Below are 13,122 nucleotides of genomic sequence, written 5' to 3'. Positions count from 1 at the left end.
TGGTGATCCGGGCTTGAGTCAAGTTGCACAACCTGGGCATTCAACCGTGGATGCTCGCGCATCGCGCTTTGCAACATACCATCAATACCTGCATAAACAGCTGAGTCTTCTCCTGTGGCTATCACCACCTGTAGCAAGGTTCCCACTGAGTTGGCAGGGGGCCAGATCCTTTGCAAGCGATCCAGACAACTGAGCACCAATGTCTCATAATCAGAGGCCAAATCCGTTGTGCTGCAGGCAACCTGCTCAACCTGGGCCGCTGGCAAGTAGGCCGACAGCCTGGCAGCATCAACACCGTCACCAAACACCAAAATATGATGCCCCATGCCATTGACCGGGGTAACCGATGACAACGGCAAATGCGACCAATGCGGACTCGCATACAAGCGGCCCGTGGCATTTTTACTGGATAAATCCAGCTTGCTTGCTTGCCGAACCGTCAACCCTTTGATCACCAACGCCACTTCGCCATTGGGGTTGATGATATCAATGTCCATCTTGTCAAGGCCGGAACGACCTTGACCTGATTCAGCCCGGCGAATAAAGGCAAAGATTTCGGTATCGCATTGCTTCAATACAGCCAGGGATTCCAAAGCAAATGGCAATGAGGGTGCAGATGTGGGTTGGCGCAAGTCAGTGATCAAGGCATTACACGCTTGTAAAACACCATCCAGCAAACTGGGGTGTAAAGCAAAGTCCCATTGTTTGACTTCCAGGATGTCAGGAATGGCTAAGTGTGCCAGCAGTTGTTGGTGGTCCAGATAAATGGCTTTCAGTGAGCGATGAGTCGGCCCGTAATCCAAGCCCATGTCAAACAGGCCCTGATAGATGTCCTGATCATGTAATTGGTCGGTGTGGGTCGATTGTTGAAGGGCTGCTAAATCGTGGGTTGATGACCCTTGAACTTCCGTTTCACTGATCAAACCCTGACAATGAACCACCTCTTGATCGTCAACAAGAGAAGCTACCGTGAAGGTCATTTCCTGATGTTCATTTTCATCAAATGAAACAATCGCTTTTTGCTGTTCTTCAACAATCAACGGTTGAATCCAGGCAACTTGAGAAAACTCCACAGTGGACCCGCCTGGTTCACCTGTGGCCTGGTGAAAGGCCTGAGTGACCATTTCCAAATACACAACGGCTGGCAATATTCTGATGCTTTGAGGGGCGTTTTTTTCAGGCCTGACTTTATGGTCCCGAAGGAAAAACTCAGTGCCAAGAAAATCTGTTGCATAGGCCTGACGACTAAAGTCAGAAATGTTTTGATGTACCAGTGGATGCAATAGTTGGCCCGTGCCTGAGAACAACTCAGAGCCGTGATCACCATTAAACCAATGGCGTTGCTTGTTGAAAGGATGGGTTGGCAGTTGAACACGCAAAGGCGTGCGATTGGCATGAAGCTGTTTCCAGTCAAGGGACAGACCCTTGACCCAAAGTTTGGCCAGGCTGTTTAATTTTTCTCCAGCCATCCAACGCTTCACTGTCATTTGTAAATCATCGTCATCACTGAACATGTGAACCAAGTCGCCACCAGTAATCACATTTCCTGTATGAATTTCTGACGTCTCTACAGGGTTTTCAATGAAACTTTTTAAATGACTGATCAAAGCAGCCATGGAGTCAGCGACCACACAAAACCGGTGTTCCATTTCTTCACGACCCAGCTGCAACGTATACGCCACTGATGTCAGATAACTGTGCTCGCTAATGCCTTGGCTGATTTGCTGCAGGAGGTGGGTGTACAAGTCTTCAACCTTCTGTTGCAATTGTAATTGCGACTTCGCAGATACAGGAAACAAGTGTGGTGAATCAACGGCATGTGCTTGAGGGTTGTCAATTTTCGGGGCATACTCTTCCAGAATTACATGGGCATTTGTGCCGCCCGCACCGAAACTGCTGACTCCGGCCCGCCTTGGATAACGGGTTCCGTTCAGGGTGATGGGGTTCCAGGCCTGGCTTTTTTCTACAATGTAAAAAGGTGTATCGTTAAGGTGAATTTGCTCATTCAGTGGTGAATGGTTGATCGTGGCAGGAATTTGTTTGTGCTTGAAACACAGGAGAATTTTGATCAACCCCGCGACGCCTGCGGTGGTTTCTAAATGTCCAATGTTTGATTTGATTGAGCCCAAACCACAATGCGCTCCGATGAAATCAACACCGTATTTCTGGTAAAGTTTGTCAAAAGCCATGCGCAACCCATTGAACTCAATTGGGTCACCCAGTGCGGTCCCTGTGCCATGGCATTCAATCAACCCAATGGTTCTTGGATCAATGTCTGCCTGGGTGATGGCATCCTCAACCAATCTGGCTTGCAGAATGGGGTTGGGGGCTGTCAAAGAACTGGCTTTACCACCATGGTTTTCTGATGAACCCCGGATCAATCCCATGATCATGTCGCCATCTTTTTCTGCGGCGGACAAACCCTTCAACAGAACGGCTGCAACGCCTTCGCCACGGGCATATCCATTGGCTTCTGCCGAGAAGGTTTTACAACGCCCATCCACGGCCAACATACCGGCTTTTGAATACAGCAAGTGCATTTTTGGGCTCAGCATCAAATTAGAGCCACCTGCAATCACCATGTCACAATCACCCTGTCGCAGTGATTGAATGCCCCGGTGTATGGCTACCAATGAAGAAGAACAAGCGGTGTCTATCACCTCACTCGGACCGGTGAAGCCAAAGAGGTATGAAATCCTGTTGGCACCAAACAAATGCATCAAACCACTCATTTGTAAGGTGTCATTCCTGGAAGCCTGCTGTTGAACCAATTCTGCATAGTCATTGAGATTAATGCCCAGGATGACCCCCACCCTTTGGTCAGTGAGTGCATTTGGGTTATACCCTGCCAGCTCAACCAACTCCCAACAACACTGCAAAAACAAACGGTGTTGAGGGTCCATTAATTCAGCTTCTCTCGGGCTGATTTGGAAGAACAGTGGATCAAACTGATCCACACCATCAATGAAGCCACCCCACTTCACCCGGGTTTTGTTCCCGTCTGCAGGATTGCCAAAATACGCTTGCCAATCCCATCGATCCAGCGGCACCTCTGCAATACAATCTCGTTCGGAGGCCAGATTGTCCCACAACTCTTCCAGATTATTGGCTTGGGGGAAGTACCCATGAGCACCGATAACAGCAATGGGCTCATGGCTGTCAATCAAGGTATTTGGCTGATTTGGCCGGTGTTGATTGACTTCGATGCTCTGGTTCGCGGCTTTGAGCATTTTAATTTGTGTGTGACTCAATGACGGCAAGACCGGGGTCTGATGGCTCGATTCATCACTGACATGAGCTGTTTTGCTCAAAGGCAATGCCTCTGGCAGCATTTCCGCCAAAGAGCTGCAAAAACTGCTCAAGTCCGGGTACTCAAAAAAAACCGCAGCGTCCAAATTCAATTGATAGTGATTGTTGACCCGTTTAATAAAATCGGTGATCAGGATTGAGTCCATCGCGTAATCACGTAACGGTTTTCCGGCATTGACTTCGCGGACAGCCAAACCCGTTGTTGTGGAAAATATTTCGACCACATCTTCAATGACCTTACTCACGTCTGTGGCCTTGTTCAGTTGACTGGATGCAGCTGTATATACAATCGAATAGTCTTCTGCACGAAAGGTCTCTGTCAACGCCTTGTATTCCTGGTATCCACCTGGAAACGTGCTGATGTTGATGTTGTTGTCGTTTTTGTACCAGGATGAACAATCAGCAGATTCCGTGGCTTGCTGGCATTTATCCAGCATGTACTGCATGTATCCTTTCTGCACATCTGGTTTAACCGTGATTAGCCTGAAATCTCTTTTCTGTTGTGACTCAAGCATTTGTTTGATGTACTCCACCTGACTTTCAACGAAAAAAGTCACCGAAGACGAGTTGGTGTTGGTGTTGGGGCCATAAAGGAAAAACAAGTTCGGAAACCCTGCGGTTGCCAAACCCAGATAAGCCTCAGGGCTGTCAGCCCAGGAGTCACTCAAGCGCTGCTCAGCTGCACCCACAATTTCATAGGGTGGTATCAGGTTGTTCAGGTCAAAGCCCGTCGCCATGATCACCAGGTCCAGGGCTTGATGGTTGCCATTGATCACCACGCCCTGCTCATCAAACTGATCAATGTGGCCGTTGTAAACCGTGACATTGGCTTCGCGGATGGCTTTGTGATAGGTGTTGGATGCCAATGGCCGTGAACAACCTGTCGGGTAATCCGGACGCATATTCTGCCCTTCTAACCAGGTATAAAATGCATCAAACTCATCCCAGTCATTGATGTTTGACTGGGCATAAAGTTGCTTCATCTCAGACTGCTCATCAAATGGATCAACCTTCGGGTATTCGTCCAACAACTTACGATATTCATCCTGAGCCACAGAAAAACGCGCTCTTGTTTCCCGCCAGAAATGCTCATCAGAATGCATTTTGTTGATGGTCATGGGTGAATAATTTACCCTTGGAAATACGTATTTAGCGCTTCTTGCGAACACACAAACCTGTTCAGCCACTGGCTGCAAAGCTTCAACAAGCTGCAAGGCGGTTGCGCCATTGCCAACAATCCCAATTTTCTTACCAGCTGTGGCAATACCAGAATCCCACTCAGCAGAATGACAGACGGTGTTTTGAAATTGCTCAATGCCTGTAATCTTCGGATAATTCAATCGATTCAACTGACCGGTGGCATTGATCAGAAACTGTGCCGTGAATTGTTTTCCTTCCGCCAAAGTCACCGTCCATTGACCACGATGTTCATCAAACTTTGCCTGTTGGGCTGATGCGTTGAATACAATGTTTTCTTCGATGTTGTATTGACGCACACAGTCTTTCAAATAAGCCAGAATTTCCGGCTGTTTTGGCCAAGCATCGCCTTCAAATTTTTCGAAAGAGTAACAATATGCAAACATTGGAATATCGCACCCACAACCAGGGTATAAATTATTAAACCAGGTGCCGCCAGCTGCATCATTTTTTTCTAATATAACAAAGTCTATGCCCATCTTTTTCAAGGTAATGCCCATGCAGATCCCTGAAAGACCTGCTCCGACGATGATGACTTTATGTTCAGGTTGTTGTGTTTTCATCTGAATACCTCATGTAAGAACGGTTCCATGACTTGAAGGCTATGTAGGTAGTTTGTTTCAATTGGAATCATGTGACCCAGATCAGGCAAAATGTGTGGTGTGGTGTTGTAATAACTGGCCAAAAACTGAGTGACTTCGGCAGGAAATAAAGCGTCTTCTTGTCCACCAATTACCATCAATGGGTGATTGATCTGAGGCGCTTTTTTGAATAAGTCTTGAAAAAACACTTCATATTCCAACAAGGCAAATCCAGGAATGATTTGATTGACAAAATGGTCAATTGTCTTTGCTGGCATATGAGTCAGACTGTGCGGAGAAAAAATCAGTTTTTGGTTGGTCTTGTTACAAAAAAAATCGATCAACACGTCTGGTGATTGAACAGCCATTTTTTGGCACATTCTCAATGTAAAAACCAAACTGTTTGTGGGTGGTACAGATGACAACAATATCGCACCTTTCAACTGCTCCAGCCCCTGCGCATCAGCCATGATGTGCTGACAGATACCACCACCCATACTCATACCGATCAACACATATGGGCCGGTGATTTGTTTGATGGTGTTTTTGACATGGGCGATGCAACGTTGCAACGAGATGTGCTGCCTGGTCCCGGCATCATCCTGTGCAGAGTGACCCGGTAAAGTAATCAAGGTGACTTCATAGCCTTGTGACTGAAAATATGGGACAAATTGTTCATTGAAAACCCAGTCGCCCAAACCCAGTCCATGAATCAAAATGATGTTGTTTTTATGTTGTCTTGTTTGTGATGGTAGATTCACCATTTTTATTCGTAGTATTCAATGTTTCATCAAGTAATAAGAAAAAATGGGCCATGACCCAGATCTCAAACAGGTTGGTTGTTGCCGTCTGAAATGATTGTTTTCCACAAAAACGGCTCTGTTTTGAATGAATGAACTGCTGGTAGCTTCCGTTTGACAATGCAATGTAGCGACTAATCCTTCCGAATAATACCGCAAAAAACGCCAAACCCCAAGTTCTTTTACTCACATTATTATGAATACTCAGCTAACTAATATTTTGCTCACAAAAAACCAAATTGCTTGCATTGGAGATACATTGCTCAATTGTGATGACGGTCAGTATTTTCTTTGATCAGGACGTCAATCAACCATCAATTACCTGATGACAGATGCCCGTTTCACTTAATCACTGACAGCACCGGTGATTTGTCCGCAGAATAAAATGTCAATTCATTGGACAACATATATAAATATGCCGGCTCAACCGCTTCCATGGCCTCATGCATGAACATCGATGAAATTTTGACTTCAGCCACATTGCTTGATAACAGGGAAGGAAACACCAGGTCCATTATTTTCAGCGTATTGGTAAACTTTGATAAATCAGTGGCTGATGTCAAATCAACACACGCTTGAAGTTCCGGGAATGGCAACGATGTATCATTGTTTTCAATATCTGGTGCTGAGTCCAGGGTGGCTTCAATGATCGCAGCCTGATGGCCCGAAGTTCGTTTCTGATGAATGGTCACCTTGTGTTGCTGCCCATTTGGTTGACAATGAACCATACAGTCCACTTGTTGATTTTCAACCACAGACAGTGGATAAAATTTAAGGCCTGAAATGCGGTTAATCCGAGAATCATTTGAACATTTTTTCGCAACTTCAACCATCTTTTCGATCATAAAGCCGAGGGAGAAACAACTGAATTCTTCGTATTTGCACAAATAATCCTGGGGGAACTGTACCCAGGACTCGACATAACTCACCCCCCTTGGCGACGTCACCTCACTGTCAGGCATCAGTTGCGGCGTTGTTTTAGCGATCCAAAAGCTTTGTCGTCTGAAAGGGTATGTCGGCGCTGAAATTTTGTCTTTGTGATGAGGGTGCAGCCCGTTGAAATCGAGCATTTCACCCCTGACCCATTGTCGGGCAAAACGGATTAAATCCATTGATTCAACGTCACCCTGGAAGTCTGATTTGGAGGTATTTAAATTCGGTGAATGTTCGGCTTCATTTCGCCCGTGAAAACAGTTTTTGGTGTCTATACCGGCCAACCACTGGTTGATTTGACTGGCAAGGTCGTTGAAACCTGTTGTCACAATCGCCAAACGTTCTGGCCAATGCGTTCTGCCGACCTGCATGGTGTAAATGAAACTGGAAAACTCAATTTGATCTGTACAGGAATCAATCCATTCAACCATTTTTTCAGCATATATGCTCAATTGGCCCGCCTCTTTAGCGGACAGGATAAATAGCTGGTCCCCTGTTTCTTCATCTGGGTGAACAGGAGCGTTCCACTCACTCAAAACCACGTGCGCGTTGGCACCACCAGAACCAAAACTACTGACACCAGCCATTCTTGAACGCCCTGCTTTCACCTTCCAGTCGGTTCTTCGGGTGGCCACTTTGAGCATAGAGCCGGCCAGGTTGATCTTTGGGTTAAGTTCATTGAAATTGATCGTTGCTGGAATTTGTTGGTGCTGTTGACTCAGAACCACCTTCAAAAGACCAGTGATACCCGCAGCTGATTCAAGGTGTCCCAAGTTGCTTTTGACTGAACCCAGGAGGCATGTTTCCTGGTGAGTGATATCGGGGAAATGTTCAGTGATTGCTTTCTGAATGCCTTGACATTCAACAGGGTCACCCAAGGAAGTTCCTGTGCCATGAGCTTCAATGTATTGAATGTCGTTGGGCTCTACACCTGCCCGCTTCCATGCTGTGGCGATTAACTCAGCTTGTTTAACCGGGTTAGGCACTGTCAATCCACCTGCCAATCCACCATGATTAATCGCCGTTCCTTTAATCACAGATTTAATCGGATGGTGCCCACTCAACGCCTGATCCAGAGGCATCAGCAACATCATCACGGCCCCTTCGGAGCGCACATAGCCGTCCGCCGTACGATCAAAGGTTTTGCATTTACCTTCCGAAGACAACATGCCTGCCTGATCATAGGAGGTCGACAACTCGGGAAAACAAATTAAATTGGCACCGCCAACCAGGGCCGCATTGCATTCCCCGTTGTTCATGGCTTGACATGCCAGATGAACCGCCACCAATGAAGCTGAACAAGCGGTATCAACCAAAAAGCTGGGGCCTGAAAAATCAAAATAATAAGAAATTCTGTTCGCCGTGACAGCCAATGCGCCTGCCGATGCTGTGTGAGCCACCGTTTCAGCCTGTAAATGTCTTGATAAATTGCTGTAGTCTGTATTGCTCGCACCAATGAATACGCCGGTATCTGAGCCTGCCCAATTCGCTGGCTGAATGCCGGCCTCTTCCAGACAGCTCCAGGCAAGCTGTAACAACAAGCGTTGCTGAGGGTCCATGAGTTTGGCCTCGGCTGGCATAACCCGAAAGAATTCTGCATCAAATTCGTCCGCACCATGGATGAATCCACCCCTTGAAATGTGATCATTTTCAAGCGGCCAATCACATCGGTCAACCGGGAAATGACCAATTTGTGATTGTTCATCACAAAGCACCTGCCACAAATCGGCAGGAGATTCGATACCACCTGGTAATTTACATGCCATGCCGACAATGGCAATGTCTGCAGAACGATTGCTGTCTTGTTGTTTGGCCACCGGGTCAGTTACCGGTTTTGAATCCTCAGCCTGAACCAAGCCCTGGTCAACCAGGAAATCGAGTAATTTAGCGCCAGTGCTGTGCTCGAAAAACAATCCGGGCGAAAACTGACTTTGCAAAAACACTTCAAGTTGCCGCTGCATTTTCATCAAATCGGCGGAATCAAGGCCCATTTCCATAACTGGCCTGTGCCAATCAAAAGCACTGTCATCGGCCAACATATCACAGATGCTCTTTTTGACGTATTCAGCCATGTCTTGCTGTGCAATCTGAGCCCTCTTGTCTGCTTGCTCAGCTTGCTCAGCTGATGTGATGCTGCTACCAGCAGGCGATCGAACCCTTGAGTGCAAGTCGTAACTGACCAACACGCCATGGTTCAAATTCACCTCATCTTCTGGTCGGTATCCGGGAATTGCACCAACCACTTCAGCACCATGGTCCCGGTGAAATGCCAGCACAGGGTCCTGTCTGTTATCTTGCCATTTAACATAATGATCAAATGGCACTGAGCCATCATATTTTTTGCACAAGGTCACTCCAACGACTCGATTCACCCCTGTCATCACTGTGCCAACTTGCAACATGAATTCCAGCAACTGATCTCCATAACCAAAGCTTTGCTGAGCTGGATCAATGTTCACGGCCAATAACTGCACCACTTTGCCATCTGGCCGGTGCAGGTGATGTACATTGTCAGCCACAGCCTGGTACAAGTCGGCGACATCATTGATCAGTTGGCTGTAAATCACCCCCAGTACTTCACCTGATTTCTCCAGGACAAATTGACCTCGGGGGTTGTTTTCTAATCGATTGAGGATCAGCTCTTCAGGTGTTTGGCTGTGTTCCCAACACAGTTTTTCCAGCTCAATCAATCGAGCCATATCTGCTTTCTGAGCACTGCGAATCACATAGTCACGTTTTCGCAACATCAGGGCACTGAACGTGTTGTGGTCCTCTTGTTTGGGATACGGCCTGACAACGTCATCTGAAAACAGGCCAACGCTGCCAGCCAAAACCAACAGTGATTCTGCAGAAATTTGCGGCATGGCATACAGCTTTGCTGTTGTGTCTGGCCAAAAACATCCGGACATTCCGAGCCGTTGCCTGATGTCTTCTGGCGACAATGAATGTCGCTCAAAAATCAACAACGTATCACCCGCCGCTTTTTCGGCCCAGGCAGCCAATTGGTGCTGACGAAAAGAGAGCAAATCTGCATGTGAGAACTCATCACCCGCAGCATTGCAATACCGTTGCGTGTTATTTGCTGCCTGAACCACCACCGTTTGACTGTACTGATTGCCAGACACAGCGTGATAAAACTGGCCACAACTGCCAAGAACATGGACTGTTTTGGTTTTTTCAGGCTGATCCTCAGCATCAACGCAACCGAAAACTTCAGGCTGTAAGCCACCTGCTGTCGACCAACCTGTCAGCGCCTTTTCCAGACCAGAGTCTATGCCGTTGTCGAGCAATTGATCAGCAAACAATGTGCAATTGATTGATCTTGATTCCTGACCATCAGCCAACGCACCATCAAGACCTGAAATTAAGGTTTGTATCAACGCAACATCGGTATTGTTTGAGGTGTTGATAACTATTTTTTCGGTCGTTTTCAGGTGGCTCTCTGCCAGACAACGGGTCATCTCATCCACTGCGATCCTTGCCGCGGCATCGTGCAGCGGTGACCACACCGCAGCGTGTCGATGCTGAAACTCATTTGATCCTTGTGGCTTGGTTTCAGCGGAGGTGCTGACCGATGTGCCTTTCAACCACCCAGACAAATCTGCCAGCAAGCTATGCAGGTAAGCGGCTTGCATAACTTCGGCACTTTGAAGCAGCTTTAGCCCCCAGGCTGACATGCCTTTTGCAGACACCTCCAGGAGTTGATGCTTTCGCAACAATTCAACAATTGGTTGACGGGTGGCTGCCTTGAGCTTGGTTAATGTGGTCAGTAATTCATCACCACGGACCCTGAGAATCACCAGCAAACTGACAAGAATGGCACCGGTGAAGAATTCATGACCGCCATTGGGGGTCTTGCCCAGCGATTTGACCAGCCCAGCGACCGCTTTCAGGTCCTGTACACGCAATCGGTTTTGGTTATAGTCCCTGGAATACAAAGTTGACAGTGAATCAGTCAGCAAAGGGACTGCTGCTGCCAAGTCAGCCGATTGATAAAAACCAGCTTCATTGCGCTGAATGATGCCCAACACATCAAGCGTTTGCATGACAACATGCCAATGACCCTTGTTGTTTTCGGTGTTTTGGTCTACAAAATCCCCTAAGTCATTGGGTTTTTGCTGATCCAGTTTTTCCAACCACGATCGCTGTTGACAAAATGCAGTCAACGCAACAGCGACGTATCCCTGGCACCATTGGTTCACTGAACCTGACATTAAAAAGGAACTCCAATGACCTTAAAGATTTTGCTGGCTGTCACTGCTTTGCCATTAATCACGAAACCAGCTTGATCAGCCAACTTGAAGACCAATGAACGGTTAGTCATTCAACAATGAAGTCAAAAGAGGCATTGCGGTACTTCTCCTGATCTACCAATTCAAGCCAGGCTTCACTGATGAAGTAGTGGTTCATTTCAGCCCCATCCATGTTCATCATGAAGTCAGGAATCATCCCACCAAAATCTGAATCTTGTACAAACTCGACTTCCACTTCGCCATTTTCTAAAGGCGTGTATCGCCAAGTGTTATTCATGCGAGGAATGCGAACACAACAATCCCGTTCTGGAATCAAGTCAGGTTTGGCGGTTATTTCAACCAACGCGGACTTGGTAACCGGGTCTTGGGTAAACTTTTGTTCCACCACCAAATCCCTGGGGGTAAGTGGCTCGCCAAACCCCATGGTCCAAACATGAGTGTGTGATAACGTCGCAGGATCCCATTCCTTGAGGGTTTCCATGCTGATGCATTCTGGAAACCAGTCTTTACAGTTCTGCAAGGTGGTGTCCTTGATGGATGCCACAAGTTGTTGCAATGGGTAGTTCACCCGTCGGATTGTTTTGTACTTTAACAGACTGGAGCCACTGTCTTTTTTACTGTAAACCTGAACACCGTCACGATCTATCTCCAGTTTCCAGTGACCATCACCTGAATACCTCCACACATACTTAGCCACCAGGGCCAACAGGGCCAGAGCCAGGATCAGATAGCCAAGATAGATAAAAATTCTTTTGATCAGACTTCTTTTTTTTGCTGTATTTACTGGAGTGTTCATTTTTTAATGTTTATTCAAAGGCGAGAGGGTTGAGTTTTGCTGCTGTGATCAGATCATAATTCACTGCCACTGAGCGCAATCTTTTTGATATCTTATGTACAACTTGTGATGCATGTTATCACAAGTCTAATGTTATGTGAACACACAAAATCTGAAATAAAATGACAATTCAATGGCGCCGGAATCAACCCAGCCTTGGATAAAAAGCCACACCACTTTTGCAGCAAAAACCGAAGCCACAACGCCAGCAGTTCATGTCCGCCTGACACCAGGGTGTGATTTAATTTTGTGGCTTCAAATCCAACGCCTCACTTGTGTTTGGTACTGCTGATAAGCTTCACCAAACAATTCCGTGAGTACCTGTTCTTCCGGGATGATCTGAAAACGATTCATGTACCAGACAAAAGCCGGCAACAACACCAAAACGATGGGATTGGACAATTTAACTGCATATGCCAGCAGCAGCAACAGAAAGCCCAGGTACATTGGGTTTCGGGTCCAGCGGTAAATACCAGTGGTGACCACTGAACTGGCCCGTTCGGGATGCAGCGGATCAACGGTGGTCTGTGCCAGACGGAAACTGATGATACCCGACAAGATGAGGACCACCGCCAACACCGTGATGACCGCAGTCAAAACGTCAAGCCAGCTGATCATCAGCCGCAAGTCCGGCAGCAAACCATCGAGCAGCCACATCAGACCACCAAAGACCAGCATCAACAAAGCCGGTGGTACTTTCAGAGACAGGCTTTTCACTGCACTGATTCAAGGGTTCTGATGGCTGCCAACAGTTCATCATCCGGCTTCACCTTGCCTCCTGTGTTGTAGTCCACCATCACAATGCGCCCGGAGCCAACGGATGTCACGGCGTTCTGACCGAGACTGAAAATGCCATAGCGCATCATGAATCCATAGTCGTGGTACTCGGTGATCCCGGCTCCGACCAGTACGTCATCTGGGAATACCAGCGGACGTTTAAAACGACAACTGGTTTCTGCCAGAATCGGCCCCAATTGTTTATCCTGCATGTCTTTCATCACCCCAACGGCATTGAAATAGGCAATCCTGGCAGATTCAAAATATTTAAAATATTGGGTGTTGTTAACGTGGCCAAAGGCATCCATTTCGCCCCATTGCACAGGTAATCTGACCTGTACAGGTAAGGCCTGATCAAATTCATTTCGGTTTTTCATGGTGTTCGGTTGGTGGATAACAACGTCAGTCTACTGGAGCACCCAAAGTGATTCAACCCT

At 47.1% G+C, this 13,122-nt stretch carries 6 protein-coding genes; all 6 read right to left on the bottom strand.

Going from position 1 to position 13,122, the window contains the following annotated elements:
* On the bottom strand, nucleotides 1-5,069 hold a 5,069-nt coding region (locus B0475_RS10595), incomplete at its 3' end, for a beta-ketoacyl synthase N-terminal-like domain-containing protein (RefSeq protein ID WP_157892861.1).
* Nucleotides 5,066-5,851 (bottom strand): alpha/beta hydrolase, encoded by a 786-nt coding sequence (locus B0475_RS10590; protein ID WP_077411811.1) that lies wholly within the window; start codon nucleotides 5,849-5,851, stop codon nucleotides 5,066-5,068. The genes B0475_RS10595 and B0475_RS10590, both read right to left, overlap by 4 nt.
* A gap of 377 nt (nucleotides 5,852-6,228) precedes the next feature.
* Entirely contained in the window at nucleotides 6,229-11,034 is a 4,806-nt protein-coding gene (locus B0475_RS10585; RefSeq protein WP_077411810.1) for a GNAT family N-acetyltransferase, read from the bottom strand.
* Nucleotides 11,035-11,140: 106 nt separating this feature from the next.
* Nucleotides 11,141-11,869, bottom strand: a complete 729-nt coding sequence (locus tag B0475_RS10580; protein ID WP_077411809.1) for an START domain-containing protein — start codon at nucleotides 11,867-11,869, stop codon at nucleotides 11,141-11,143.
* 294 nt (nucleotides 11,870-12,163) lie between these two features.
* A complete protein-coding gene (locus B0475_RS10575; RefSeq protein WP_077411808.1) occupies nucleotides 12,164-12,625 on the bottom strand; it encodes a methyltransferase family protein in 462 nt (153 codons plus the stop codon).
* Complete coding sequence (locus B0475_RS10570) at nucleotides 12,622-13,062, bottom strand: acyl-CoA thioesterase (RefSeq protein WP_077411807.1); 441 nt, start codon at nucleotides 13,060-13,062, stop codon at nucleotides 12,622-12,624. Before B0475_RS10570 ends, B0475_RS10575 begins: the two co-directional genes overlap by 4 nt.
* Nucleotides 13,063-13,122: the final 60 nt, after the last annotated feature.

Origin of the sequence: Marinicella sediminis, from assembly GCF_002000055.1 — a bacterium.
Taxonomy (GTDB): Bacteria; Pseudomonadota; Gammaproteobacteria; order Xanthomonadales; family Marinicellaceae; genus Marinicella; species Marinicella sediminis.
The sequence above is the reverse complement of the archived record's forward strand: the minus strand, read 5'-3'. Positions and strand labels throughout refer to the sequence as shown.

What these genes read in the sequence shown, in the direction of transcription:
- B0475_RS10585 (WP_077411810.1), bottom strand. Translation starts at nt 11,034, where the DNA reads ATGTCAGGTTCAGTGAACCAATGGTGCCAGGGATACGTCGCTGTTGCG.
- B0475_RS10590 (WP_077411811.1), bottom strand. Translation starts at nt 5,851, where the DNA reads ATGGTGAATCTACCATCACAAACAAGACAACATAAAAACAACATCATT.
- B0475_RS10580 (WP_077411809.1), bottom strand. Translation starts at nt 11,869, where the DNA reads ATGAACACTCCAGTAAATACAGCAAAAAAAAGAAGTCTGATCAAAAGA.
- B0475_RS10570 (WP_077411807.1), bottom strand. Translation starts at nt 13,062, where the DNA reads ATGAAAAACCGAAATGAATTTGATCAGGCCTTACCTGTACAGGTCAGA.